26 protein-coding genes and 2 pseudogenes are annotated in these 24,875 nt (G+C 68.0%); 15 read left to right on the plus strand and 13 right to left on the minus strand.

What is annotated here, in order from left to right; all coding sequences use genetic code 11:
* Positions 1–55: 55 nt before the first annotated feature.
* Genes AB0947_RS34880 through AB0947_RS34910 form a run of 7 tightly spaced genes read left to right on the plus strand, consistent with a single transcriptional unit; the run spans position 56 to position 2,332 of the window.
* The gene (locus AB0947_RS34880; RefSeq protein ID WP_366754386.1) at positions 56–733 is read left to right on the plus strand and encodes a GGDEF domain-containing protein; all 678 of its coding nucleotides are present in this window, start codon (positions 56–58) and stop codon (positions 731–733) included.
* Complete coding sequence (locus tag AB0947_RS34885; RefSeq protein ID WP_366754387.1) at positions 730–1,170, plus strand: hypothetical protein; 441 nt, start codon at positions 730–732, stop codon at positions 1,168–1,170. Before AB0947_RS34880 ends, AB0947_RS34885 begins: the two co-directional genes overlap by 4 nt.
* Positions 1,167–1,445: a hypothetical protein gene (locus AB0947_RS34890; RefSeq protein WP_366754388.1), complete on the plus strand. Its 279-nt coding sequence runs from the start codon at positions 1,167–1,169 to the stop codon at positions 1,443–1,445. The genes AB0947_RS34885 and AB0947_RS34890 overlap by 4 nt, the downstream gene beginning before the upstream one ends.
* A gap of 20 nt (positions 1,446–1,465) precedes the next feature.
* Positions 1,466–1,666, plus strand: coding sequence for a hypothetical protein (locus tag AB0947_RS34895; RefSeq protein ID WP_366754389.1), 201 nt, complete (start codon positions 1,466–1,468; stop codon positions 1,664–1,666).
* Between the two features lie 3 nt (positions 1,667–1,669).
* Positions 1,670–1,996: a hypothetical protein gene (locus tag AB0947_RS34900; RefSeq protein WP_366754390.1), complete on the plus strand. Its 327-nt coding sequence runs from the start codon at positions 1,670–1,672 to the stop codon at positions 1,994–1,996.
* Entirely contained in the window at positions 1,990–2,154 is a 165-nt protein-coding gene (locus AB0947_RS34905; protein ID WP_366754391.1) for a hypothetical protein, read from the plus strand. The genes AB0947_RS34900 and AB0947_RS34905 overlap by 7 nt, the downstream gene beginning before the upstream one ends.
* A complete protein-coding gene (locus AB0947_RS34910) occupies positions 2,141–2,332 on the plus strand; it encodes a hypothetical protein (RefSeq protein ID WP_366754414.1) in 192 nt (63 codons plus the stop codon). Before AB0947_RS34905 ends, AB0947_RS34910 begins: the two co-directional genes overlap by 14 nt.
* 804 nt (positions 2,333–3,136) lie before the next feature.
* Here AB0947_RS34910 and AB0947_RS34915 read toward each other — a convergent pair.
* The 6 genes from AB0947_RS34915 to AB0947_RS34940 all read right to left on the minus strand — a co-directional run bounded on the left by AB0947_RS34915 (position 3,137) and on the right by AB0947_RS34940 (position 11,110).
* Positions 3,137–3,424 (minus strand): hypothetical protein, encoded by a 288-nt coding sequence (locus tag AB0947_RS34915; protein WP_366754392.1) that lies wholly within the window; start codon positions 3,422–3,424, stop codon positions 3,137–3,139.
* Positions 3,425–4,224: 800 nt separating this feature from the next.
* Positions 4,225–4,866, minus strand: coding sequence for a sigma factor-like helix-turn-helix DNA-binding protein (locus AB0947_RS34920; RefSeq protein WP_366754393.1), 642 nt, complete (start codon positions 4,864–4,866; stop codon positions 4,225–4,227).
* Between the two features lie 937 nt (positions 4,867–5,803).
* A complete protein-coding gene (locus tag AB0947_RS34925) occupies positions 5,804–6,841 on the minus strand; it encodes a ParB/RepB/Spo0J family partition protein (RefSeq protein WP_366754394.1) in 1,038 nt (345 codons plus the stop codon).
* Entirely contained in the window at positions 6,838–8,001 is a 1,164-nt protein-coding gene (locus tag AB0947_RS34930; protein WP_366754395.1) for a ParA family protein, read from the minus strand. Before AB0947_RS34930 ends, AB0947_RS34925 begins: the two co-directional genes overlap by 4 nt.
* Positions 8,002–8,589: 588 nt before the next feature.
* A complete protein-coding gene (locus AB0947_RS34935; protein WP_366754396.1) occupies positions 8,590–8,751 on the minus strand; it encodes a hypothetical protein in 162 nt (53 codons plus the stop codon).
* Between the two features lie 2,224 nt (positions 8,752–10,975).
* Complete coding sequence (locus tag AB0947_RS34940; protein WP_366754397.1) at positions 10,976–11,110, minus strand: hypothetical protein; 135 nt, start codon at positions 11,108–11,110, stop codon at positions 10,976–10,978.
* A 45-nt stretch (positions 11,111–11,155) separates the two neighbouring features.
* On the opposite strand from AB0947_RS34940, the gene AB0947_RS34945 reads away from it, so the two are divergent.
* Together AB0947_RS34945 and AB0947_RS34950 are read left to right on the plus strand one after the other, a co-directional pair.
* Positions 11,156–11,416 (plus strand): hypothetical protein, encoded by a 261-nt coding sequence (locus tag AB0947_RS34945; RefSeq protein WP_366754398.1) that lies wholly within the window; start codon positions 11,156–11,158, stop codon positions 11,414–11,416.
* Positions 11,417–12,022: 606 nt separating this feature from the next.
* On the plus strand, positions 12,023–13,501 hold the full coding sequence (locus tag AB0947_RS34950) for a replication-relaxation family protein (protein WP_366754399.1): 1,479 nt from the start codon (positions 12,023–12,025) through the stop codon (positions 13,499–13,501).
* 20 nt (positions 13,502–13,521) lie between these two features.
* Here the strand turns inward: AB0947_RS34950 and AB0947_RS34955 are convergent, their stop codons facing one another.
* Positions 13,522–13,824 (minus strand): hypothetical protein, encoded by a 303-nt coding sequence (locus tag AB0947_RS34955; RefSeq protein WP_366754401.1) that lies wholly within the window; start codon positions 13,822–13,824, stop codon positions 13,522–13,524.
* Complete coding sequence (locus tag AB0947_RS34960) at positions 13,821–14,702, minus strand: LysR family transcriptional regulator (protein ID WP_366754402.1); 882 nt, start codon at positions 14,700–14,702, stop codon at positions 13,821–13,823. Before AB0947_RS34960 ends, AB0947_RS34955 begins: the two co-directional genes overlap by 4 nt.
* Before the next feature lie 767 nt (positions 14,703–15,469).
* Between AB0947_RS34960 and AB0947_RS34965 the strand changes: the two genes are divergently transcribed.
* The gene (locus AB0947_RS34965; protein ID WP_366754403.1) at positions 15,470–16,024 is read left to right on the plus strand and encodes a hypothetical protein; all 555 of its coding nucleotides are present in this window, start codon (positions 15,470–15,472) and stop codon (positions 16,022–16,024) included.
* Positions 16,024–16,359, plus strand: a complete 336-nt coding sequence (locus AB0947_RS34970; RefSeq protein ID WP_059266031.1) for a carboxymuconolactone decarboxylase family protein — start codon at positions 16,024–16,026, stop codon at positions 16,357–16,359. The genes AB0947_RS34965 and AB0947_RS34970 overlap by 1 nt, the downstream gene beginning before the upstream one ends.
* A gap of 148 nt (positions 16,360–16,507) precedes the next feature.
* On the opposite strand, the gene AB0947_RS34975 is transcribed toward AB0947_RS34970, so the two are convergent.
* From AB0947_RS34975 to AB0947_RS34995, 5 genes and pseudogenes are all read right to left on the minus strand, one after another.
* Entirely contained in the window at positions 16,508–16,717 is a 210-nt protein-coding gene (locus tag AB0947_RS34975; protein WP_366754404.1) for a DUF6207 family protein, read from the minus strand.
* A 503-nt stretch (positions 16,718–17,220) separates the two neighbouring features.
* Positions 17,221–17,724 (minus strand): hypothetical protein, encoded by a 504-nt coding sequence (locus tag AB0947_RS34980; protein ID WP_366754405.1) that lies wholly within the window; start codon positions 17,722–17,724, stop codon positions 17,221–17,223.
* 28 nt (positions 17,725–17,752) lie between these two features.
* Entirely contained in the window at positions 17,753–18,880 is a 1,128-nt protein-coding gene (locus AB0947_RS34985; protein ID WP_366754406.1) for a NucA/NucB deoxyribonuclease domain-containing protein, read from the minus strand.
* 381 nt (positions 18,881–19,261) lie between these two features.
* Positions 19,262–19,531 (minus strand): annotated as a pseudogene (locus tag AB0947_RS34990) (hypothetical protein); the annotation flags it as partial.
* Positions 19,428–19,784: a hypothetical protein gene (locus AB0947_RS34995; protein ID WP_366754407.1), complete on the minus strand. Its 357-nt coding sequence runs from the start codon at positions 19,782–19,784 to the stop codon at positions 19,428–19,430. The pseudogene AB0947_RS34990 and the gene AB0947_RS34995, both read right to left, overlap by 104 nt.
* 96 nt (positions 19,785–19,880) lie before the next feature.
* Here AB0947_RS34995 and AB0947_RS35000 point away from each other — a divergent pair.
* From AB0947_RS35000 to AB0947_RS35015, 4 genes and pseudogenes are all read left to right on the plus strand, one after another.
* Positions 19,881–20,015 (plus strand): annotated as a pseudogene (locus AB0947_RS35000) (hypothetical protein); the annotation flags it as partial.
* Positions 20,012–20,182, plus strand: coding sequence for a hypothetical protein (locus AB0947_RS35005; RefSeq protein WP_366754408.1), 171 nt, complete (start codon positions 20,012–20,014; stop codon positions 20,180–20,182). The pseudogene AB0947_RS35000 and the gene AB0947_RS35005, both read left to right, overlap by 4 nt.
* Before the next feature lie 768 nt (positions 20,183–20,950).
* Positions 20,951–21,481 (plus strand): hypothetical protein, encoded by a 531-nt coding sequence (locus AB0947_RS35010; RefSeq protein WP_366754410.1) that lies wholly within the window; start codon positions 20,951–20,953, stop codon positions 21,479–21,481.
* A gap of 346 nt (positions 21,482–21,827) precedes the next feature.
* Positions 21,828–24,875: RHS repeat-associated core domain-containing protein (locus tag AB0947_RS35015; protein ID WP_366754411.1), on the plus strand; the 3,048-nt coding region annotated here is incomplete at its 3' end.

The following is a 24,875-nucleotide window of genomic DNA, read 5'->3' on the forward strand; positions in this document are numbered from 1 at the left end:
ACCGCCTGCCCCGGGCCTACCCACCCCGTACGAGACGAGAGAGGGAGATCCCAGTATGGACTCCGTCCTGCGCGTGCAGGCCCGAATCGGGCAGCGTGCACTCTTACTGACCACCGCAGCCCTGCCGCTGACCGGCTGGGCCGTGCACGCCGTCGCCCTGCACAAGCAGCTCGCCGCCACCCGCAAGGATCCGCTGACCGGTCTGCTGCGCCGCGACGCCTACACCGCCCGCGCCCGCCGGGTCCTGGCCCGCCACGGTGATGACACGGCCGTGGTCATCGTCGACCAGGACCACTTCAAGGCCGTGAACGACACGATGGGCCACCAGGCCGGCGACGCCGTCCTGGCCGAGACCGCCGCCCGGCTCACCGCGTGGGCGGGCCCGCGCGCATCCGTCGGCCGTCTCGGCGGCGATGAGTTCGCCGTCGTCCTGCCGCTGCCCGCCGCATGCCTGGAGCAGCGCCTCGCGCAGCTGGTCCGCATGCTGCGCACCCCGGTCGTCCTCGAGGACGGCCGCACCGTCGACGTCGCCGCCTCGGTCGGCGCCGCGACCACCGACGTCCTCGGCTCCCGCGACCTGAGTGTGCTGCAGCGGGCCGCCGACGCGGCCCTGTACGACGGCAAGCACTCGGGCCGCGCCGCTGTCGCATCGCCCGCGCACACCATGGTGCCGTCCATCAACGGCCGCCGCGCCGGGCGCCCGGGAACGGCCGTATGGGGGCGAGCCGCATGAGGACAACCCTCCCGCAGGGCGACTGGATCCGCGGCATCAGCGTCCAGCAGCCGCACGCCACCTGCATCCTGACCGGCGCCAAGGGCATCGAGAACCGCCTGAGGCCCTGGAGCTGGCGTGGCTGGATGCTCCTGCACGCGGGCCAGCGGATCGACCGGCCCGCTCTGCGCGTCCCGCTGATCGCCCGCACGATCCGCGGCCGCGAGCTGACCACCGGAGCCGTGATCGGCATCGCGCGCCTGGTCGACTGCCACCAGGACCCCGAAGGCTCAGAGCCCTGCACGCCGTGGGCGCAGGCCGGCGCCTGGCACCTGGTCCTCCAGGACATCCAAGAGCTGCCGCTGCCGGTCCCCGCCGCCGGGCAGCTCGGGCCGTGGAAGCCGGCCGAGGGCCTGTTGGACCGCGTGTTCCAGCAGCTGCCCGCCTTCTGGCCGTGACCCGCCAGGGACGCACGAAGGAGAAGCCGCCGTTCGAGCCGGGCCTGATCCCGGCTCCCGGCGAGCTTCTCGTCTGGCGCGATGCCCAGCACTTCGACCGCTGGCAGGACCTGCCTTGCACGCTGTGCGGCCAGCCTACGCCCATGCGCTCCCACTCCGGCGAGCCCGTGCACAAGGCATGCGCTGAGGGCTGGATCATCGCCAACCCCGTTGAGGCCCGCCGCGGGCGGTTCGCGCCGAAGCCCAAGTCCAAGGGCCAAGGCGACCACGCCTGACCTCCACCTGGAGGACCTCCATGAGCAGCACCGACCGCGACGTCGACCACGCCCTCGCCTATCCCGAGCCGCCGGCCTCCCCGTTCTGGCACCGCCACGGCGCGAAGGCCCGCCCGCTCACGCCCGCCCAGCAGCGGCGCAACCGCGAGCTGCTGGACATCGCCCAGCGCACCACCCGACCCCGCTCCCCTCGCCCCACCGAGACCCTGGCGGAGAACTAGCTGATGGACACCAAGCACTGCGCCCTCGACGGCTGGGTCGACGCGATACCTGCCCCCGGCCCGCGCACCGGGACCGCCACCTTCGACCTGATCGTCCGACCCGCCGACATCGACGCCCTCGACGACGACGCCCCCGACACGGTCGTCACCTGCACCAGCGGCGACCCCCGGATCACCCACGAGCTGCTGAACGGCTTACAGCCCGGCGACCTGCTGCGCGTCACCGGCACCCTGGTCCAGCCCCGGCACCCGGCGAGCCCGCCCGGCTCACCGTCGACGCCCTGGAGGTCCTGGACACCGGACTCATCCCGGTCCTGCGGGACATGGTGATGGACCGCTACGGCGACTACTGCGTCATCTTCGACGCCGACCGCGACCACGTCCCCGTCTTCACCGCGCTCGGGCAGTGGGTCGGCGAGGCGGACAACCCCGATGCCATCCTCACCCTCATCGACATCCACGAGCGCGTGAACGGTGGTGACGCCTGATGGCCACCAGCATGCAGGCCCGCACCGTTTTGGAACGGTTCCCCGCCGGAGGCCCCGCGGCTCCTGGCCGGCCGAAGAGTACGCCGCCAACCAGCGCGCCCAGGGCGCCAACGCTCAGGGCGTCATGGACCTGCGCACCGACCAGTTCCTCGTGGTCACCAACACCACCACCCAGTAGCACCACCCAGGAGCGCCGTGTCCCACCCATCCTGGCCGGACGCGGCGCTCCGCACGTGCCCGCCCTTCGCCCCCGATCAGGAGGCCCCCTTCCACCCGGTCCATCCGGTCTCGTCCGGCTACCTGCAACGGTGCCTGTACGTCGGAGCTTCTGGGGGCCCGGGGAGACGACCTCGACTGGGGCGACCATCTCGTGCGAGCCCTGCGCAAGGTCAGCATCGGCCGAGCAGTGGCTGCCGGCCTGCCCGGAGGTATTCGTCTGGACCCGCCTCTACCTAGCGGAAGGACCGCCGACCGATCCCGAGGTCCTCCCACTGCGATGGACCATGCGCCGCCGGGACCACCTGAGGGGCTGGCCTATCAGCCCATGAACTACGAGGCGCTGGTTCCGCCCGGCCAATGGCCTACTGGGCACGAACTGGTCGATGCATGACCTGCGCTACACCGCCGCCTTGCGGTTGGACACCAGCGCACAATCCGTATGGGTCGAACAACTCTCCGGGACGTCGACCAGGCCCCAGCCCCCGTCGGTGTGAGCACATCGTCGATCATCACCTCGGCGCCGCGGATCCCGTGGCAACGGCTGGCGTAGAGAAGTCGAAGCCCCGGCGGTGACGTTCCGACCTGCACACCGGTGCACATAGCGGTGAAGCCGGTGATGCTCACCGCTCCGGGATGCGCTAGCTCCCGGGGGAACAGCTGCTGCGAGGCCGGATGTACCGCTCCGTCCACAGGCCGCCTGGGCAAGCCCAGAAACGACGTCGGCCACGACGAGGGTGTTCGTCGTGGCCTCATTGACAACCGGTCAGGCTTGCTTGAGCCTGCTGATCAGGCGCAGCGAGACGTCGTAGGCCATGCCCGCCACGGCCAGGACAACCGCTGGCCAGACGACGCCGGTCTGCACGTGGCCGGTCGCGATGGCCGCGGTCAGCCCTCCACCGCTGCCCACCGCCGTCAGGGTCGGGATAGTCGGCAGCTTGGGCACCTTCACCACTACCACGTGATTGGCGTCGCCCTGCTTAACCGGAGCCAGGTGGTTGACATCGATTTTTTCAACCACGGCGGCCTGTTCCGTGTCACTCTGGGGGTGCATCGCTTGCTCCGTAACGGGTGCTGGTCTTGGCGGATTGGTTCGGTTTCGGGGCGGTGATCTCGCGGGTGGGTGCTCGGAGCGTTCCTAGGCGCCCGGGCGCCCACCCACTAATCAGGCGTGGCCATCAGCTCTCTCCTCCGTCTTAGTAGGAGCATGAGGGACGCGGCTCCGGCTGAAGTGCCTCAGCAGGCGTGCCATCTTCCGCGCTTGCGAGCGGGCCTTCGCCAGCCTCAGGTGGGCAGCGATCGTCACGGCCGTGTTCACGACGGTCACTCCGACTGTCACCGCGGCAGACGTGAAACTGACCGCACCAATCGCGGAGAGCGCGACGGTGGCGCTCGCCAGCAATGCCGTGGTCGCGCACAGAGACGTCACCAACGCCGCTGTTCGCCGACGACGCCCTACCCGCTGTTGGAGCAGCCGCTGTTGGAGGACCACCCGGCGACTGCTGCGTGCCGCCACCTGACGCCGCGTCCACGTCGACGAGGGCGCGGAATAGACCTCCTCCAGCGCAGCTGTCTCAGCCCACCGGGCACGCAGACGATCCCCCTTCGCGGTGATCCTCCGCAGCCGCTCCGCTCGTACGGCTGCCGGCTCGGCTGAGTAGCGCGGGTCGGGCTCCCACAACGCGTGGGAGACGGCGTCGAGCAGACGGTCATCGCGGTCGTCGGGGATGAGACGCATCAGCTCATCGTTGGTGAAGACACCAGGAGGGTCGTCCCATCGCGGTGCCGGGGGAGCACTGGGGTCAGGGAAACCCTCTTCTGAGGCACCCTGCCGCGGAACTTCGCTGTCCGACATCACTCTCCCTCCCCCTCCTCTGCGAAACTCTTTGGATTCTCGGAGCTGCTCTGATTCCTCATGACCTGAGGCGGAAGCCCACGGGCGAGCAACGCCTCCTCGAACCTGAGCCGACCCCGGTGCAGATGAGACCGCTCAGTTGCGGCACTTACACCCTTGATCTCGGCCCGTTCCTGTGCAGTAAAGCCCTCCGCCGCCAGGACCAGGCTCGTGCGGTGCGCGAACGGAAGTTCGTTCAACGCAGAGAGGATCAGCTGCACTCCTTCCCTCTGGATGTAGAAGGCCTCGGGCGTCATCAAGTCAGCGAACGCCCGCCTCGTCTGCTCGGACAGAGCCTCCTCACCAGCGAGCTCGGGGTCTGCCGTCAGTGACTCCACGTCCATGCGGGGCCCGATCCTGCGGAGAGCGTCGATAGCGCGCCTTCGCAGGATGGTGAAGAACAGCGCCTGTGGGATGGTGGTGTTGCCCCAGGACGCGTGCACATGCGAGAGCGCGTCCTCTGTGACGTCTTCCGCGTCATGGCGATTCAGCAGCGGGAACGTCCTGCGTACGTAGGAGACGCCCCTGAGGAACCAGAAGTCGTAGAAGTCCTCGAAAGTGAGGGCCGCGGCGTGCCGGTCCTCTTGGTGGGGCGGCGTCATGGGCCGCTCCGTGAACTGTTCTGCACAGTGGTGCACCCCTCTCCAGCGCGGGCGACCCGCTTTCACTGAAGGGGATGTCGGGAGGGAACTCTGATACGCGGCAGACCACATGTGTGATGCCTGTCACATGATACGAGGGTTGTGTGTGGTGAGCGGCCGCCGCTGCGCGCCAGGCTCTCCGATCCGCCCGCGGGACAGACCCCGGTGCAGAAGGATGCGAAGGCGGCCTTGCGGGCATCAGCCGAAGAAGCGCCCCGGCAAGGCGCAGCGCGAGGTGTCTCTGCGGGCACAGACAGCGAAGAAGAAGGCGGGCGGTGAGAAGCCGGCTATGAAGAAGGTGTTGCTGGCGCGCGGCTCGGTGCGCGCCCTGGGCCCGGGCGCCTGTGCGGCCTGCGGCAAGGACTACGCCAAGGACGAGGTCACCACGAAGGCGACCGACCGCTGAGGTCACTCTGGCTGTGCGCCTCGGCAGTTATCCCCAGTGGAGGGGGGAGCTGGCCGGAGTGAGGCCCGAAAGGCCGACCACATCCAACGGCTGTCCTCGCCGCACCTGACCACCGGCACACGACCAAGCCGACAGCGGCCAAGCAGACGCAGCCAGCCCGCCGACCACGATCGGCGGCGAGGCTAACGGTCTGCTCGGCCACCGGCTGTTCACGGCCCCGCTCGGCGGCAACTGGACCGACGCGCTGGGCGGACGGCGTGGGCGGTCGTGCACGTACCATCCGTCCACGGCGCCGGTCACGTCCGGTGGGAACCAGCAGGCCGTCGCCGATGCCCCGTGGGCGTGGGCCGCCTCCACCAGCGGGCCCCACTTCTCCGGCTACCGGACCGGCGAGGAGGCCCTGGACGAGGGGTAGGCGCTCATGCGGATGGCCGGTGCCCTGTGGGGACCGGCCATTCTGCGTTTCGGGGTGTTTCGTCGGGCTGGTTCAGGTCAGCTGTTGGTCGCCGCCCGCCTTTCCCGATCTCGGAGAAGCATGTCGCACACCTTGTCGCGCTCTTCCGCCGGCATCTTGAACAAGAGTAGGTTCGCAGCCTCGACACCGTCGTGATAGGGGAACTTCTTCACCGCTGAGTCTCCGAGAGGAAGGGAGATCTCTCGCTGGTCAGGGATGAGCTCAGTCTGCGTCTCCTGGATGGAGGCGGCAGCAGGTGGATTCCCGTCGGGGCTCTCCGTTACCTCGCCGTGACTTATCACGCCGTGATAATCCGCCGGGTCGGCCGAGTGCTCCACGTCCGCCCGGCGCCGGGTCTCCGCCTTCTGCCGTGCGGCTTTGGCACGCTCGTCGGCCTTCGCCTTCTGCGCGTCCGGCGGCAGCTTGCCGAGGTTGCGGACGTGTTCCACCTTCCGCTCCCCCGTCATTAGGTCCTTTTGAAGCTCGGGGGAGAGCTTGAGCAGAGAGAGCTTGCTGGCGAGTGTCGACTGCGAGATCCCGAGCCGCTTGGCTGCCTTGGTCTGGGAGCCGTAGTAGTCGACCAGTTGCTTGAGAGCGTGTGCTTCCTCAAGGTCGGTCATGTCGTCGCGGTGGTAGTTCGCGACGAAGGCGGCTTCGAGGAGTGCCTCGTCGGTGGCCACGCGGGCGTTGTCGACGCGGACGGGGATGGTGGCCAGCCCAACGCGGCGGGATGCCTCCAGGCGACGGTGCCCGTCCACTACGACGTACTGGGCTCCGTCATCGAGGTCTTCCGCCCGGCCGGGCCGGTCCCGAAGGTAGGCGTCCACGGTGGCGACCACGATGGGCAGGATGATGCCGACCTCGCGGACGGACTCCACGGTCTCGTCCAGGTTGCGCAGGTGGTTGCGCGGGTTGTCGGGGTTCTCGCTGATGAGCGTGACCGGCAGTTCGGTGATGGCCGCCGTCGCGGCGTCATCACCTCCTATGGTGCGCTCAATGGCGTTGCGTCGGGAGCTGCGGGCGCTGCGGGCTGTGCCGAAGGCCGGTGCTGTTCCGAGGGTGTCGGCCTTGCTCATCGGGTTGCTCCCCTCGCTACCTGGCGCATGGCCTCAGCCTGGTCACTGTTGGGGGCGTAGGAGAGCAGGGGCTTGCGGGTACGGACGGCTTCCCGCTGCTCCTTCAGGTCGCCGATGACGGCCAGTACCTTCGGGTCTCCGAGGCTCTTCCAGTTCTCCAGGGATGAGGTTGCGACGTAGCCGCGGCGGGAGTCGTAGAGGTTCACCACCAGGCCGAGGTACTCGACGTCGAGGGACAGGTCCTCGCAGAGGTCCTCGATCTGTTGGGCGAGCATGCCGTAGGCCGTGGCGGAGGAGTCTTCGGCGAGAACCGGGATGACGACGCCCGACCTGCCGGGCCGCTCGTCGCGACGCCGACGCCCGTAGTAGAGGGCGGCGTCCATGGCGATGCCGAGGCTGGGCGGGCAGTCAACCACGATGACGTCGTAGTCGTTTTCGAGCGGGCGGAGCGCCATCTCGAGGGCGACTTCCTTCTGGAAGCCCCGCTTGTTCGCGGACAGGACCGCGATACGGGAGTCGAGGAGGAAGCCGTCGAAGCAGGCGGGGAGCATGTGCAGCCGCTTCTCGAACCGCGGATCGTCTATCACCATGACCAGATCGCGCAGGTCGCCTTGTCCTTCGCCGCACATGTGGGAGACAAGGCTGTCGTGGTCGGGTTCGATCTGGGGGACACCGAGTTGTTCGCTGAGGTGCCCCTGGGGGTCGTAGTCGACGAGAAGGACTCGCTTGCCTTCTTCGGCGTACGCCTGAGCGATGCCGGCCGAGACGGCGGTCTTGCCGACGCCGCCCTTCTGGTTGCAGACGATCTTGCGTTCCGGGTCGGTGGCTTGGGTGCTGGCTCGCGGGGAGGGGTTGTTGTCCAACCAGTCCCGGACCGACCGGGCGAGACCCTGGGTGTAGGAAACTCCCCGAGCGGTGCAGGTCTCCTTGAAGTCCTCGTACAGGCCTGGCGGTAGCCATGTTGAGAACGACTTGGCGCCGGCGGTCTCCACTTCTCCGCTGGTACGGTCGCCGGCTCGCCAGTCGGTGATGGCCGCCTCGACGGCGTCCTGGATGTCCAGGCCGAGTTCGGCGGCACGAACCTTGAGTGCTTGTTGGAGCGCCGAGGGCAGCTTGGACGCTACCTTTTCCCGGTCTCCGTCGGGGTATGGAGAGGCCATGACGTCACCTTACTGACCCTTACGCTTCGAGTGGTATCCGACGTGCAGTAGTTGATGTGGTTTCACCCGAACAGGGCCCTTGATTATCACGCCGTGAAAAATCACGGAACGGTAACGGACATGCAGTGGGGCCACCTGGAGAGCCCTGCTAACACCGAGCCGCTCGGCCACCGGACCTGACCAGACGTCGCTCTACCGGTCCTCAGCATGCCTCGCCTGGCGGGGACTCTGACACGCCGGGCGAGCAACACGACCAGGCCAGTGGCCCTCGGCCAGGTCCACGGTCACGGTGCCCCGGCTCGGGTGGGCGTGGGAGCCGCGCGAGGTGACGCCCGCCCCCCGCCGGTTATGGAAATCGCAGACATCGACCTGCGGCTCATTGGCTGGCAGTCAACCCGCCGCCAGCAGATTGAGCTCGCGCTGCCAGCCCTGACGGCCGCATACGAAGAAGCACGGGCATGCGACGGGGGAGCCGACCGCCTACACGCTGGCCTGCCAGGCCGTCGACCAAACCCGCCCGCCCAAGCGCACGGAGCCGCTGCCGCTGACCGAGCTGCGCAAGCGGTGCCGTGCCTCAGCGACCTGCGCCTACGGCGGTGACGTCGTCGAACGGTTGGCGGAGCGGGCGCGGGCGGCGGCCGCGGCGGTGCGGCCGGTGGTCGACGTCGCCTGGCGGCCGTCAACGTCGTCGCCGTGGTGTACGTGATACGCGGCGCGTGCAAACGCCACCACCTGCTCGCCGAAGCTCACCGCTACTTCTCGCAGGTCCTGCGAACGCGGACACAGCCCCTGACCTGGCCATCAGTCACGGCAAGCACCGTTGCAGTACTAGGGCGCGCTCGCGGACGTCCCACACCGGCCGGAAGGCCGGCCGCGTTCCAGAGCAGCCGACTGACATCGACACGGTGGAGCAGACCTGCCGGACGCTCGCCGAAGCTGCCCTCGCCAGGGTCCAGAAAGGCGCTTGGGTGCGTGCTGCCCTCCTCGTCTACGGCCCCCGACCGCAGCCCGCCCCAGCGGCGGCCCCGCCGCCACACACTCAGCAACCCGGCACCCAGCCCGCACCGGGCCGGACCATACGAGGAGTCGCGTGAGCACCCGGGAAGAACAGCCAACCCCGAAGCAGCCCTCGCCCGCGCCCACGTGGCCCGCGCGAAGATGGCCACCGCGCTCGACGAGGATCAGGAGCCCGAGCCCGATGAGCCTCTGGGATGGCAGCCGATCTGGAAGCGGCTCGGAAGCCGCAGTCGAATGCAGCGAAAAAGCAGGAGCGGCGCAAGCAGCGGCGGCGACTCCAAACACCGGGCGCCGCCGCCTCGCCGCCGCGCAGTTGCGTCGGCCCTGCTCCCGGCAGAACCGGATCGGCAGCGCGGCAACCGAGCGCCGCGACGCCCGCGCCCTGTCCCGGGTACGGCACTCCACCGCCTGGCTGTGGTGACGATGCCGGGCACCGTCCACTGAGTGGAACTCACGATGCTTTGCCTCCAGTGGCGATGCACGACATCGATGGGCTCCACTCGGTGGACTCCATCGTGAGGCGCGCCGCGATGTCCGCCATCGCACCCAGTTCGCCGCACCACCTGACGACGCCGCGCACTCTCGAACGCGCTCGGTGCGTCGGGTTCCCTTCTCGTGCCAACGCGGCACGCTCTTGAGAACACGCAGTGGCTGCATCGGAGCAGCCGTCATGGGAAGCCGCCAAGCAAAACGACCCGACTCGGGAGTCGGGTCGCTTAGCTTATAGCTAACAGCTCAGCTGCCTACTGCGTGAAGGTGCCGGCCGCCGACATCGCCTATCTTGTTCGGGCTCAGCCGGTACACCTTCACGGTGCCGATGCTGCCTCGCTCCTCCAGCCAGCCCTCCTCGACCAGTTCGCGTCTGGTCCGGGAAAAGACCGGCGGGTCAGGCGGCATACGCGCACCTGACCGCATACCGCACCCAGCGACGTGGCGTGCTGTCTGTGGCTGAGGCCTTAGGGGGCACGGGTTTACAGGGTGGCGAACTGGCTTGCATGCCTGCCGAACTGCTTGCTGCTCGAAATCACGGGCTGGACGCAGGACGAAGGCGACACTGGTGGTCCGCTGGCCACAACTTCGACGCGGTCAGTACTGGTTACCCGCGCGATCTACGATCCGCGTGCTCAGTGGGGTGGCTGTGTCCGGCAAGGCACCTCAACACGGGACAGGTTCGGGCGAGCACGGTGCCCACGGGTGAGATGCGCGCAACCCGCCAGCGCTGTCGCGGGAGAGTCCAAGCCGAATTCCACCACCAGCCCGGGTCCCACCAGCGTGACGTTCAGCCGCTCCATTTGGGCAAAAGTCGAGGTGTGGCCGACACCATCAGGCTGCGTGGACGAGCAGATCGTGCAGGCGGTTGTCGATGACTACACCGTCGGCCGGCCGGTGGATGATGACCGCGGACCTGCGTGCCCTGCATCCCCGCGACGGCGAGGACCAGGCCGTGCTGCGACCGCTGACCCGCAAGGGGACCGGCATGCCGTACGAACCGACCCGCCTTGCCGCCGACGTGTTGAGGGTCCGGCCTCAGGTCGTGCGTCGCGCGGACCGGCTGGGCTCCCGCGACCGGCCGCGCCGTCGCCATGCCCGTCGCCTTGAGGTCGCGTCGGCAGCCGTTCCACACCGGCCGGACGGCCGGCCGCGTTCCGGAGAAGACGACCGACGTCGCCACGGTGGAGCAGAGCCGCCGGACGCTCGCCGAAGCTGCCCTCGCCAGGACCGAAGGCGCCCGGGAGCGTGCTGGCCTCCTCCTCCACGGCCCCCGACCGCAGATCGCCCCCTGACGGCTCGGCCGCAACACACCCAGCAGCCGGGCACTCAGCACACACTGGGCCGGATCAAGGAGGAGTCACGTGAGCACCCCGGAAGGAACAGCCCAACTCGACTGTTTGGCCGCACGGGCCCACGCCGAGTCGGGCAGCGCTTCGGGGACGGGAGTGCGGGCTGTGACCAGAACCTAGAACAGGTCTTTGAGACCGGTGTGCTTATGGGTGGCGAGCTTGTTGCGGGGCAGTCTGGCTTCGGTGGCCAGGGAGACGATGGTCAGCTTGCCGTCAGAGTGCAGCGGGGCGCCGATCAGCAGGCGCACCATGGCGTCGGTAATGGCTCCGATCTCCGCGGCGTCTTCGGTGTTGTCGTGGCCCTGGGCGTGGGTGAGGGCATCGCCAACGAGCTGGGTCAGCGCCGCGCGGTCGCGCGGGCCGGGGGCGGCCGCCGGGGGGCATCGTTGGTCCTCGACTTCGGTGACGGCTGGCTGCTGGACCGTGTGGCAGGTCAGGAACGCCTTCGCGTCCTCGTCGACCTGGAGTCGGGGGTTGGCGACCAGCGTGCGCCGTTCGCGTTTGCCGAGGTAGGTGTCGGCGTAGCGGTGTGGAGAACCCGGCGGCCGGGCCGCTGACCTTCTCGCTGGCGCCGATGCGTTCGCGAGCGTCGTGAGGGTATCGGCCAGACCCAGGTCGGCGCGCCACTTCCACGTCGGTTCCGGGCTCCTTGGCGAACGAGTGCACTTACCTCGCCGTCGGCGTCGACTTCCTCGACCAGGCGCGTGGCGACCGTCTGCCGGGAGGCCAGGGCCTGGGCCAGCCCGAGCTCCACCGCTCCGCGCGAGGCGACGCGGACGCCCTTCCCCTGCCCCGCACCCGGTGCGCACCACCCCACAATGCCCAGCACTTTTGCGCGTACCGGTACCCACTTGTCCAGGTGCGGCCGTGTGCGCGTGACTCCTTGTCCAGGTCTGCTACCCGGCCCACTTCTCCTTGCCCCAACGCCTTCCGGCCGCCGAACGCGCCACCGCGCTGATCGCGGTGGCGCGGAACCGATGCTGGGATCGCGGTCCTGGGTAGCGAGTCCGGCCGCTGACGGGGGAGGACCCTCCCTCCTGGACTGATCACGATGCGGTCACGGTGGAGGGGTTCTCCAAGACCGGTGTCACACGGGAGCCGAAAACCGCACCTGTACGAGGTGAACGGCGGGACAGGCCCGCCCCACCTTCCAGGAGCACCCTGTGACGAGCACCGGAGACGAGCCCGAGCAGACCCCTGACCAGACCCGGGAGGCCCCCTCCGCAGGCCCCTCCATCACCCCCTCCGTGCCCCATCGCGTCGGGATGGACGTTTTCGCAGGTAAGGTCCGGCGGACAGGGGGCCGCCGCAGGTCCGACAACCCTCATGTCCAAAGGCGTGCTGTTCACAGGAAGAACTCGACAGAGCCCCGGCGGAGGGAGCTGCTGCAAGTGCTGGGGATCTTCCAGAGGGCTACGCCCGATCAGTTGTGGAAGCTGACCCGTCCGGACAACCGGCACGACAAGCTCACGCGGGACACCCTCCTGGATCTGGAGGACCACCGACTGGTGAGGATCGAATCGGTTCAGGACGACCAGCGGCAGGTATGGGTGCTCACCGACCGAGGACACCGCGAAGCGAGGCAGCTGCTGGAGCCGAAGAACATACGGGTCTCAGCGCTGCGCAAGGAGAAGTACGACCCGGTCACCGGAGAGCTGCTCGCGGGAAGTTACGATGACCACGCCGCTGCGGTCACCTCGACGGCCGCCGAACTGCACCGCGTGGGGATCGGGCACCGGCTTGGCTTCGCCACCGAGGTTCCGCACCGGCTTGGCAACGGGTACGTGCAGCGGGTGGACCTGGTGGTGCGGGCGCGGGAGGCCGGGGTGCCGGTGATGCTGCTGGAGATCGACCGCCGTACCGAGGACGCCCACGACCTGGTGCACAAGCTGCGCCGGTACTGGGAGTGGGGCCGGCTGCTAGCACCGGACGCGGACAAGCACACCATGGGCCTGGTCCGCTCCCGGCCGGATGCGATCGAGCATGTCTCCCACGAGCAGCGGCTGTGGCGGCGGGTCTACCCACCGACTCGCCGGGAGGGCCTGGTGCCCCTTGCCTTCGTGTTCGCCGACACCACCAAGGCCAAGGTCGACAACACCGTGCAGGTCCTCGAGGAAGCCGGCCGCCGCTACTGGGCGCCGCGCCGGTACGACACCTACTACCGTCAGGCGATCACGGCGAAGGACCACAGCCAGGCGGTGCCTGTCGTCTTCACCACCCTGGAGCAGCTTCAGGAGCACGGCGCAGGGGCGGCGGTGTGGCAGCGCCTGGGGCGCGCGGACGAACAGACTTTGACCGACGCGCTCGACAACTTCGACGGGGAGGACCTCTACCGCGACCAGGTCGCCCGCGCCGACGCGGAGGAGAAGCGGCGCCGTGCCGCTGAGCGGGAGGCTCGGCGGCCGGTGTGCAAGCGATGCGGGGCGAAGTTCACCGATGGACGGTGGGAGGCGACCAGGGGGCGCGAGGCCTGGAAGGCTGGCGACTTGGCCGTATGTGGGAGCTGCCATGCCGATGACATGGCAGCGCAGGAAGCTGCTGCCGAAGCCGCCCGGCGTCAGGCCTCCGCGTCGCTGGAGCCGGAGGACGACCACGGCCAGGAGCCGGGCAAGTTTCGCCGCCTGTTCCGTCGGCAGACTTGATGGGGCACGGCCACCCCGACTCAGGCAGCGAGGACGTCTTGCAGTTGCCGTACAGCGCGCTCGCGGTGGTGCTGGGCGGGGATCGCCTCGAACAGGTCCAGGGCGCGGCGGTGGACCAGGCCGCTGCGGCAGTCCGCTGGCAGCGCTGTCAGGGCGTCGACCGTACGGCGGCACGCTTGCTCGGTGTCGCCGTCGTGGTGGCAGCAGGCGGCGGCGTTGATGGTCAGCAGGGTGCGCCGGTTGAGTTGGTGACTTCCATACGGCGGTCGGCCGTAGGTAGCGGCCGGGTCAGCGCCGACTGTGTTGATGGGGTAGGGCGTCATGGCGCTGCGGGACCGAGGGCCAGGAGGGCCCGCAAGGGTCGGGTGGGCTGCGGTGTGCCCCGCCAGATCAGTGCCTTGCGGTAAGTGAGGGAGGGGCTGACCGGGACGGCACTGACGCGGGGGTTACCGGCGAGAGCCCGGTCGGTGCCCACCGTCAGGGAGACGCCGATACCGGCCTCCACCAGGGCGATGTGGAGGGCCGCGTCGTTGGTCGCGTACCGGGTGGCGAAGTCGATGCCGGCGGCATCGAACGCGGACTGCAGCCATGGCCGCAGTCCGCTGTCCTGGCCGTAACTGATCAGGGTCTTTCCCGAGAGCAGCTCGATGGGGATGCTCGTGCGACCTGCCAGCGGGGAGTCCGCCGGGACGACGGCCACGATCTCGTCATTGAGCATGACCACACTGCGCATGCCCTGAGGCAGGGGGTGCTCTGGCAGGGCCACCACGGCGGCGTCCAGCTCGCCGTTCTCGACGCGCGAGATGAGCCCGGCGCTGCGCCCTTCGACGAGCTGTACGGTGACGCCCGGGTACTGGCGGTGGAAGGCTCCCAGGAGCGCGGGCAGACGGGTGTGCTGGACCCCGTCCACGGTGCCCAGGAGGAGCGTGCCGGTGACCAGCGCGGTGCGGGAGGCGAACTCCGCGGTCACTCTGTCGGCATCGGCGAGGGTCTGGCTGGCCAGGGGGAGCAGCACCCGGCCGGCCTCGGTCAGGCGGACGCTGCGTGGATTGCGTTCGAAGAGCGCTTCCCCGAGTTCCTTCTCCAGGGAGCGGATCTGGTGACTTACGGCGGGCTGTGCGACGGACAGTCGGTCGGCGGCGCGGGTGAAGCTCTGCTCCTCGGCCACGGCAACGAAGAACCGGAGGGTTCTCAATTCCACGATCATTCACCTCACTTATTACTGGCATCGAAAAGTGGTCTTTGACCTCAATATGATTTATCTTCATTCTAGAGGCATGGCGGATGCGAGACAGGCGTCGAAGCGCCTTGACAGGGTTGTTCGAAGACCGCGCCCACCTCTGACCGGACCAGACTCAGCAGCAGACACGCGGCATGGATCAACGTCGCCCATCAAACGCACGCCCTCAGGCAGCGTCCCGAAGCGTGCGCTCGTTGCAACACCCTCTGCACGACGGCCACTTCGCAGCGGGGTCCGTCGGTTCCGCAGCAGGAGCGCCGCTGTTCGCACACATCGGCTGGAGCCCTGCCACCCTGGTCGCCGCAGCCCTGGCCGCGCTCGGTGCCACGCTCGCAGCCAGAACGTAGCGAAGCGTTCAACAGTGTTCTCAAGGTCGGGTGCAACCGTCGGCACATCCGCCTGTCCAGCAGGTTCACGACCCACATCTCGGGAGGCACCGTACGCAGTGCATCGCTGGGACATCGGCGGTGCGCTGACGGACAAACGCCACCGATTCACCGGTTTTAGGGTGGCGGCATCCGAAGGAACCGAACCGACGCCGCCGCGCCGGTGATCTCGGTACTGGGACCCGCGGCGACGGCCCGGCCCGCTCCACCTCCCCACCCTGCCCCCATCCCGCAAAGCGGCCGAGGGATGACCGAGGGCGGTCGAACCGGCAGTGTCCGGTCGGCCTTCCCCCGCACAAGCCGGCCCGGTTCCAGCCGCGGCCCTCACTGAAGGAGCAAACAATGAGTGATCCGAAGAAGGTCCTGACCGATCTGGTGCTGTCCACCTCGACGGAGCACGCGCCGCTCGACGCGCCCTGGGACGCCATCGACATCGCCGACTGGCTGTTGAACCTGCCGGACAAGGAGTACCAGCGCTGCGCCCCGCCCGACCACAAGGCGGCGGGTTACACCACGACCGACGACGGCCGGCCGATGTCGATCAACGTGGAGATGATCGGCACCGGACTGGTGATCCAGCACTACGTCGCCGAAATCGCCGAGAAGCACCACTGCCACATGGTGTCCACATCCGATGTGCTCACCCCGCACGGCTGGACGTCGGTCCAGGTGATCTGGGACCTGTCGGCCAAGGACAACGGCGACGGCACCGTCACCTACACCAACCAGGTCACCAGCCACCCCACCCAGGAGTTCATGGACTTCATCGAGAAGAACGGCACCACCTTCGAGGAGGCCGCTGCCGCACGGCAGGCCGCCTCCGGTGACCACAACCGGCGGGAAACCCCGCTGTTCGCCGCGAGCATCGCGCGCCACGCCCTCGCCCGGAGCTCGTGATGACCACGCAGTCCGAGACACCTTCCACGCCGCTGTCGCCGCGCGAGATGGCCCGCGCCTTCACCCCGGCCCTGACAGAGTTGGTGGAGGACCCTCTGTACAGCGAAGTGTGGGCGGACCCCGCTCTCAGCCCGCGGGACCGCAGCATCGCCACCGTCGCCGCGGTCGTGGCGCTGTACCGCCCCGAAGAGCTGCCCGCGCAGTTGCGGCGCGCCGTCGACAACGGGGTGACACGGGCCGAACTGGGCGCGCTCATCACACAGATCGCGTTCTACGCGGGCTTCCCCGCGGCCATCAGCGCCTCGGCCATCGCGGCTCGCACCCTCCCGGACTGAGAACGCACACCCCGGGTCCGCACCGAGACGGTCGAAGATGAGCCGCGAGGAGCTCGTCGACGCGCTCGCTTCCCGTGGCCGCCGCAGGAAGACCGCCGCCTGACTACTGTTGGCCGCGCCTGCGCGCGTACCGCCCGGTCCGGCAATGCTATGAGCCGAGCTCTTGGCGCACGTCCAGGTAGCAGCGCAGCCGGACACCGGGCTCGCCGGGAGCCCGGCTGGTGGTGTCCGCGGTCGCGGTCGCCCACCGTCCGGCGAGCCACCCCTGGACCGCGAATGCCGTCTCGTCATCACAGGCCGCGACCTCGACGACGGCCAGGCCCGGCTCCGTCACATGCACTTCGCTCACCGGTTTCATACCGGGCATCACGCGCCGGTGCCGCCCGCAGTTCTCTCCTCGTGGAGTGTTCACCCGACCGAGTAGGGCTGCCTTGCGGTGACGACGGGAGTGGTGCAGCGCCCGGAAAGAGCCCGAGATCTTGTAGGCGCGTGGGAATGTTCGCCGGGCCGGTGTGGTTGATCGGGGCGTAATGGTGAAGGGAACAGTGTCCCCGGGCCTCATCTATCGCATGCGAGGACGATCGTTCGGCTGAAGCCTCGTATTGCCTTTCGCCGCGTAGGCGACCGCCCTTCACGATCACACCCTTTTGCGGGTTCCAGCCCCGGCCAGCGCGCTGGCCGGGGCTTTGCTTCAGTCTCCGATGCCGGGGTCCGTGTCCGGCCGGCGTGTACGAACGGCTGCACGGCCGTAGCTGGTCGGCTACGGCACCCCGCTGGAATGGCCGACCGTCGGAAGATGACGTGCTTGCACAGCTGTCGAGAAGGTTCGCCGGTCGCCGAGGCAGGGCGAGAGCGACGTCCTCAGCGCGATCGGACGGAGGCTCCGTAGGTGTCGGTCCGGCGGAGTACGGCCACGTCCTGTGCTGGTGCCGGCCATACCTGGATGAGGTACCACTCGGTGACCTCGTCCGGGGCGAGGTCGATGGCGGTGTCCCGGCCTCGGGCATGGATGCGCAGCCGGTAGTCGCCGGGGCCGGCGAAGGAGAGCACCGGCAGTTCCTCGTCCAGGTCGTCCATCAGTCCTCGCACCATCAGTTCTCCCGACACCGAGTGCAGGGACACCTCGACGATCTCCTCCCACACTTCGTCCCCGGGCTGCGGGGCCTGGGTGTGGCAGGTGACGGTGACGTCGACGTCTCCGGTGTGGATGCCGGTGTGGATGGTGGCGATGCCGTCTTGTACCTCGATCAGGCCGTTGTGCTCGCGAGGCAGATCGGGGCCGGCGGGGCCGTCCTCGTCGCTGATCTGGAACTGGTGGTACTGCACGGGCACAAGCTGGCGCCCTTGCTTGGCCTGGTCGGTCATGGAGTGTTCCTGGTGATTGGAGACGTGGTCAGGGCTTGATCCAGACGAGGAACCTATCCTTCTCCAGGATCCGGTTGTAGAGGTAGAAGCGGCCAAGGGCCTTGCCGCCCTCTTCGTTCTGCTTGGCGTTGATCATGCGCCAGCTGAACTGGCCGCCTCCGGTGGAAGCACCCTGCCAGGTGGAGGCGAACGGGTACTCATCGCACTGCTTGCCCGCGGGACGGGGACGGCTTGACGGGCACGCCTTGTTCCGGTTCTGCCGGATCTTGTCCTTGTTGGTGAGGCGTGTCAGGTATTTCGTCGTGCCGTGCTTGCCCGGCAGATGCTTGGTGTTCTGGGCGTACTCGATGTGCTTGGCGAGCTCCGGGTACTCCCCTGTCTTGGAGTACACCATCTCCGGAATGTACGGCATGACGCAGCCGATCTTGGAGGTGCCCGGCAGGGCGTTGTCGCAGCGCACGGGCGGCTGGCTCAGGGTGATGTCGTTGGTCGGCCCGGACCACCTGGAGTTGTTGAAGCTCCAGTGCGCCGTTCCCTGTCCCGTCCCCTTGTCGCCCTTGGGGCTGGCTTTGATGGTGGTGTCGAAGAAGAACTGTCCGACGGCCTCCTTGTCCCCGCCCATCGCCTGGGACGGGAACTTGCTCTCAGTGACCTTGCACTTCCCCGAGCACGTGCCCTTGCCCTTCGCGCTGCTGCCAACGGCGTCACCGGAGGCGCTCACCTGAACGAGCTCGACCTGGTAGGCCCATGCCTTGATGTCCCGCTCGCTGTATGAGTAGCCGACGGCCAGGTAGTGCATCTTGCCGGTGACCCGGCCGGTGCGGGCGTCATGCACGGTGACGTCGGCGGGGAACACGCCGCAGGCCTTGAACCGGGTGACGTACCAGGTGCTGTCGATGTGGTCCTCGCACCAGTTTGGCGTGGGCCACGGGCTTATGGCTGCCCGGTCGGCAGCGGTGATCTTTGTCGCCCCCGTGACGCAGGCGACCGGCTTGCTGCTCCCGGCGTCGCGCGCTGCCTTCAGCCGCGCATCACAGGCAGCTTTCGCCTCGGCAGCAGTCTGCTTCGACGTGAGGACCAGCGGCGCCGGCGCGTCCGTCGAGGTCTTCGCGGACGCTTGTGCGGTGGTCAAGGAGGCGCCCAGCAAACCCAGCATGACCGCTCCGACCGAGAGCGTCTTTCTGTGTCTGAACCGCACGTATCTCTCCCCGTGGTGATCGTTCAAGAAGTGACTTCTGTAGCAGGTCGATCACTTGCGGTGATGATCACATCACGGGGTAAAGTGCCGGAACAGACAGCTCTGAGACGAATGGGCGTGCGATATGGGCCAGTTCTGACACGGCACGCACAGCGTGGTCTCGGCCCAGGCCAGCCACCCTCTCGACCGTGAGCGCCGGCCTTGCGCTCCCTATCCAGCCGGGCGGCTACGGGGATCGGCCCTGCACGGAGCAGCTGAGACTGACGTGTGGGCGGCGTCTGCACCCCGGCACTGGCAGGTGTTCCTGGACCAGGCGGCTGGGTGTCGGCGGATCCTCGGTCAGCGGCGACCGTGCGCTGTACGCCCCGACTGGCTGGCGTACGCGTGGCCGCGCAGGCTGCCACCCTCGCCCCGCGAAGCCTTTCGCCGCGCAGACGACCGTCGTCCACGAGCACACCCGCGCGTGAGCCAGCCCCGACCGGCGCGCTGGCCGGGGCTGTGTGTTTCAGTCTCCGATGCCGAAGGCCGTGTCCGGCCGACAGTGCACACAGGCGGCACCCCGTTCCGGAGAGCGTCGAGGGCCTGCTTGCCCGTGGCTGGCCGGCAGCGGCCGCTCTTCTTCGCGGCCCAGCAGCCGCCTACGTGGACGGCGTCGACGTTGCCCCCGGTTGAGGCCGTACTGAATCAGCCAGTCCGCAGGGGCCGGCCGCATCTCCGCACCCTGGCGCCGCTCCGCCTCCCGCCGCTCCTCCTCGGCGATCCAGCGGTCGATGAGCCCAAGCTGCCGGACGGCCTGCTGCTCGATGACACGCCGGGCGAAGCGCAACGCGTCCAGACGCGAGAGCGGCTGCTCACCACCCACCCGCTCCTCCCTGACTGTCGTGTCTTTCGTTTGCTTTCAAATTCAAACAAGCGCTCTAATCGAAGTACGTACCGCGTCGACTAACACGGCCAAGCGCCGACGATGCAGCAGATCGGCGCGGCTGTTGGCATGCGCAGCAGGGCATCCGTGCACTACCAACTGGGCGAGCTGGAGGCGAAGCGGGCGATCGTCCGCGAGCCGGGCCGGTCGCGAGGGATCCGTCTCGCATGACCGGCGCCGGCCGCTACCACCTGCTGCTCGAGTCCGGCGGCCGACCGGTGCAGCACGGCTGGTGGCACCGCGAGGAGGTGGCGCAGGACAAGTTCCGCCGCTGTGTCGGCGAGTACAGGAGCAGGCCCGGCGCTCGCGTCAGCCTCTTTGACGAGGAGGCGGGCTAGGTGCTGGCCACCGGGCTGACGACCGGTAGAGGTCCACACCGGCTATTCGGCCGACGGATTGAGCGTGTCAGACGGCCTTCTTCACAAGCTGCTCCAGCTCATACCGGCTGCTCTGCGCACCGGATGCAGACATGCTGGCGAGCGTGGACGCGGTGAGCGTGTGCGTGCCGACATTGGTCAGCGGGTGCGGAGCGCTACCCGGACCTGCGTGTGCTGGACGTTACTGAGCGACAGGTGGGCCTTGCCGGGCACCTCCCTGCGGGTCTCCCGCCGAGCTGACGCGTTGGACAGGCCGAGCGGGTGCGCTGGGGCATTGAAAGGAACGCGGCTGAGCGAGGGCGCTCCCGGCGGAGGCTCTGGTCACTGTTGCCGGGCCGATGAGGGCTGGCCGCAGGAAGCCAGCGCAGGCTGTTGAGCAGTGGCAAGCCTTTTCTGGTGCCCGCGGACGGCCGGAGCATGCCTGTCGACGTTGTCACATGATGACAGCTGGCTGTCGAATGCCAGACAAAGCAGGATCTCCGTCTTGGGTCTGTGGTGATGAGGGGCCCTGTTGGCTTGGAAAGCGAAGAGTCATGTGTGAGGGGCCATCAAATTACGCACTGTTGCGGACGTGGCGCTGCGTGTTTTCTCTGTGGAAGGCGCCGTTCCGGGGTGTGGTCTGGTGAGGATGTGAAAGCGCATCAGTTGGTGCGCTTTCCGTTCCGCGTGGGCCGCCTGGGTTGCTCGTGTCGGTTCCCTGGGGGCTGCGCTTCGCAGAGGGGGATGCACGTGAGACGTGCGCGTATGACGCTCGCGGCGACGGTGGCCACAGCTGCTTTATCGCTGCTGGGCACCGGTGTGGCTATGGCGGGGACGGGGCCGACGCCCTCGACGGGTACTCCGGTTCCCGCCGCTGGTACGGCGGGCACCGAGGAGGGCAACCCTTCCAGCGCGGTGGCGCAGGCGGTCGGGGTGTGCTCGGACGCCTATCAGATCGGCACGACCTCCTACATCTACCGGGGAACGGACAAGATCGCCTCGGTGAAGCAGTTCTACTCGCCCAGCTGCAAGGAAAATTACGGCTACGTCTGGGTGTGGAACAGCTTCCTGTCGCAGAACATCAACTTCGACCTGACGGTCGGGGTGTGGTCCTACGACCGCAACTCCCTGGTCGGCAAGCGCACGGTACTGGACACACACGGCCAGGAATTCTGGGGCAACCCTGCCAACACCGTGACCGAGTGCACCTCCGGTTACGGCCTGGTCAACATCACCAACGAGCCGGGCTACGAGGTCCGCACCGAAAAGCGTTGCGCCTAGCACGGTCCGTACCACCGCCGGCGCGGCGAGCGCACGCCGCCGGGCACGGCTGATTCCCGATGCAGGACGGGGTGGCACCCCTTGCCCGGGCGCCACCCCTGATTCGGACCTGCTTCCATCCGCTGTCTCGAGCATTGGAGAGATCCTCGTGCATGTTCGCATGCCCGCGTTAGCGCGGCGTAGACGATGGCTGCCGCTTTCGATCGTGGCTGCCGCAACCGCGACCGCGACGATCACAGCGATACTCCCGGCCGGCGCCCAGCCGCGCACGGAGCCCCTGGCCGCGACTACTGCCATAACGGCCAAGACACCCCTGGGAGTGACGAAGCCCCCGCCCAGCACGCCGGTGAAGGCGGCTGACACGCGCGGCCCGTTACTGAAGTCGGCTGCCGCTGGCACCGGTGTCGTTCCCGTCGGCGTCGGGCAGGTGCCCTGGTCGGAGTTCTACACCGCCCAGTTGTCCGACAGCGTCAGCGCGCAGGTCAACTACGGCAATGGCAACCTGTTGGTCACCGTGCAGGGCTTCGACATCGCCGACGCCGGCCCCGGCCTGTCGTGGGGCAATACCTTCAACAGCCTGAACAAGACGGGCTGGAACACCACCGGCGGCGCCGACTACCGCGTCGTCGAGGCCAGCCCGGAGGCGGTCGTCGTGGAGGGTCCCACCGGCACGATGGCGGTCTTCGCCCGCAACGGCTCCGGTTTCACCCCGGCCAAGGGCTACAAGCAGGACCTGAGCGAGGCGGACGACAAGAAGTCCTTCACCCTCACCAGCCGCCGTACGGGTGAGAAGACGACCTTCACCCGCTCAGGTACCACAGGAGACGCACGCGTGTCCAAGGTGGAGGACAAGAACGGCAATGCCACCACCATCACCTACTCCGGCGCCTTCCCCGCCAAGATCACCGCCGCGTCGGGCCGGACACTGACGCTCAGCAACGACGGCAGCCACATCACGCAAGTCACGGACAACGCTGGCCGCTCGGTCGGTTACACCTACACCGGTGATCTCATCCACACTTTCACCGACACCGATAACAAGACCACCCTCTTCGACTACGACACCTCCGACCGATTGTCGAAGATCACCACGCCCGAGGGACGGCAGACCACCTTCACCTGGGACAGCACCAAGGTCGCCTCCCTCACCCGCGTGGTGGACAACGCCACCGGCGCTGGCAACACCACCGCCTTCCGCTGGCTGCTAGGCCAGGACCAGACCGACACCGAAGGCACCGTCCGCATCACCGACCCGCGCGGCAAGAACACCTTCAAGACCGTCGACGGCTACTGGCGCGCCAAGCAGACCGAAGACCCCCTCGGGCACACCCGCTCCAAGTCCTGGGGACCGGACAACGACGTCGTCACCGCCACCGACTCCATGGGCGCCACACCGGAAGAAGGCAACCTCACCAAGTTCGACTACGACAACGCCTTCAACCCGTCCGGCGTCACCATCCCCACCGGTGCCCAGGCCACGGCGACGTGGGTGAAGAAGGGCAGCGGTTACTTCCCCGAGACGACCACCTCCGCCTCGGAGGAGAAGACCACCAACGGTTACGACGACTCGGGCAACCTGCTCACCTTCACCGACTCCACCACAGGCGGCACCGCCGCGAAGTGGAGCTACACCTACAACCCCAAGTCCGGGACGATGGACTGCGGCGGCCAGCCCGGCCAGCGCTGCACCGCCACCGACCCGCGCGAGAAGAAGACCAGCTACACCTACGACTCCCAAGGCAACCTGACCAAGGTGACACCGCCCAGCCCGCTCAAGCCCATCACCTACACCTACGACGAACTCGGACGGCAGAAGACCGTCACCGACGGCCGCGGCATCACCACCACCTATACCTACGACAACCGCGACCGCATCAAGACCCAGACCGCTGGCAACATCACCGCGACCTTCACTTACGACGCCGACGGCAATCTCAAGACCCGCACTACTCCGGCCGGAACGTCGGCGTTCACCTACGACGAGCAGAACCGCGAACGTACCCGGACCCTGCCCGGCACCGGCACCACACAGATCACCTACGACCCGTCCGGCAACGTCGACAGCGCTACGGATACCGGCGGCACCGTGACCTACGGCTACGACGACGCCAACGAACTCACCTCCGTCACCGAACCTGGCGGCGCCAAGACGTCGTTCGAGTACAACAAGAACGGCAAGCGCACCAAGACGACCTTTGCTGGCGGTACCACCCAGACCGTCACCCCGGACGACTCCAGCCGCCCGACCAAGATCGAGGTCAAGTCCGGCTCGGCCACGCTGTCGTCAATCTCCTATGACTACAGCAACGGCGACAACAAGGACACGGACAAGATCCGCAAGCGCACCGTGGACGGCGCGACCACCGCCTACACCTACGACACACTCGGCCGCCTCACCAAGGCCGTCGAAACCAAGGACGGCTCCACCACGGCAGGCTGGGCCTACTGCTACGACAAGGCCGGCAACCGCACACAAAGCTCCACCGGCACCAGCCTCCCAGCCTGCGACAGCGCGCAGCACACCTACAGCTACAACGACGCCGGCGAGCTGACTGCCTACGACTCCAACTCCGCCTTCAGCTACGACGGCGCTGGCAACGAAACCTCCGCCGCAAGCGCCACCGGAGCTCGCACCAACGAAGAATGGACACCGTTCACTCAACTCGCCGCCTACACTCGGTCCGGCGTCGCCATCAACCAGACCTACGCTGGGGTCGACAACACCCAGCGTCTGACCCGCGACAGCACCACCTTCACCAACGCCGCCGTCGGCATCACCGGACAGACCGCCACCGGTACCGCGACCGGTTTTGTCCGCGAACCCTCGGGCACATTGGTGGGCATGAGGAGCGGGGGAAGCACCCAGTACTACCTCACCGACGCCCAGAACTCCGTCATCGGTCTGGTCGACACCACCGGTAAGCGCACCGCCACCTACACCTACGGACCCTACGGTGAGCCGCGCGCCAACACCGGCACCCTGCAGCCCTTCCGCTACACCAGTGCCTACCTTGACCCGGCCGGACTGTACAAGATGGGCGCCCGCTACTACGACCCCCAGCTCGGCCGCTTCACCCAACCCGACCCCAGTAGGAAAGAGAAGAACGTCTACCTGTACGCCCAAGGCGACCCCGTCAACCGGTCGGATCCGGCAGGCACCTTCTCCCTGGGCGACCTCGACAAGTTCGTCGGATGGGCCGAGAACGCCGCAGAGTTCTGGAGTATTGGGCAGGACCTGTTCTCAGGCAATGTCACAGCGGCTGCTCGCTCGTCTGCGAGCCTCGCGGCAGGGTACGTGGTAGGTGCCGTCTGCGAGGCGGCGACCGGACCAGAGACCGGCTTTGTGTCGACAGCGGGATGTTTCGCCGCAGGTTATCTCACAAGTAAAAGCGTC

This window comes from Streptomyces sp. NPDC047841 (assembly GCF_040704085.1).
Classification (GTDB): Bacteria; Actinomycetota; Actinomycetes; order Streptomycetales; family Streptomycetaceae; genus Streptomyces; species Streptomyces argyrophylli.

Excerpts from the sequence above, each read along its gene's own strand:
- AB0947_RS34880 (WP_366754386.1), top strand. The coding sequence starts at position 56 with ATGGACTCCGTCCTGCGCGTGCAGGCCCGAATCGGGCAGCGTGCACTC.
- AB0947_RS34885 (WP_366754387.1), top strand. The coding sequence starts at position 730 with ATGAGGACAACCCTCCCGCAGGGCGACTGGATCCGCGGCATCAGCGTC.
- AB0947_RS34895 (WP_366754389.1), top strand. The coding sequence starts at position 1,466 with ATGAGCAGCACCGACCGCGACGTCGACCACGCCCTCGCCTATCCCGAG.
- AB0947_RS34900 (WP_366754390.1), top strand. The coding sequence starts at position 1,670 with ATGGACACCAAGCACTGCGCCCTCGACGGCTGGGTCGACGCGATACCT.
- AB0947_RS34905 (WP_366754391.1), top strand. The coding sequence starts at position 1,990 with ATGGTGATGGACCGCTACGGCGACTACTGCGTCATCTTCGACGCCGAC.
- AB0947_RS34915 (WP_366754392.1), bottom strand. The coding sequence starts at position 3,424 with ATGCACCCCCAGAGTGACACGGAACAGGCCGCCGTGGTTGAAAAAATC.
- AB0947_RS34920 (WP_366754393.1), bottom strand. The coding sequence starts at position 4,866 with ATGACGCCGCCCCACCAAGAGGACCGGCACGCCGCGGCCCTCACTTTC.
- AB0947_RS34925 (WP_366754394.1), bottom strand. The coding sequence starts at position 6,841 with ATGAGCAAGGCCGACACCCTCGGAACAGCACCGGCCTTCGGCACAGCC.
- AB0947_RS34930 (WP_366754395.1), bottom strand. The coding sequence starts at position 8,001 with ATGGCCTCTCCATACCCCGACGGAGACCGGGAAAAGGTAGCGTCCAAG.
- AB0947_RS34940 (WP_366754397.1), bottom strand. The coding sequence starts at position 11,110 with ATGGTGCGCCTGCTGATCGGCGCCCCGCTGCACTCTGACGGCAAGCTG.
- AB0947_RS34955 (WP_366754401.1), bottom strand. The coding sequence starts at position 13,824 with ATGACGCCCTACCCCATCAACACAGTCGGCGCTGACCCGGCCGCTACC.
- AB0947_RS34965 (WP_366754403.1), top strand. The coding sequence starts at position 15,470 with ATGAGTGATCCGAAGAAGGTCCTGACCGATCTGGTGCTGTCCACCTCG.
- AB0947_RS34970 (WP_059266031.1), top strand. The coding sequence starts at position 16,024 with ATGACCACGCAGTCCGAGACACCTTCCACGCCGCTGTCGCCGCGCGAG.
- AB0947_RS34975 (WP_366754404.1), bottom strand. The coding sequence starts at position 16,717 with ATGAAACCGGTGAGCGAAGTGCATGTGACGGAGCCGGGCCTGGCCGTC.
- AB0947_RS34980 (WP_366754405.1), bottom strand. The coding sequence starts at position 17,724 with ATGACCGACCAGGCCAAGCAAGGGCGCCAGCTTGTGCCCGTGCAGTAC.
- AB0947_RS34985 (WP_366754406.1), bottom strand. The coding sequence starts at position 18,880 with ATGCTGGGTTTGCTGGGCGCCTCCTTGACCACCGCACAAGCGTCCGCG.
- AB0947_RS35005 (WP_366754408.1), top strand. The coding sequence starts at position 20,012 with ATGACCGGCGCCGGCCGCTACCACCTGCTGCTCGAGTCCGGCGGCCGA.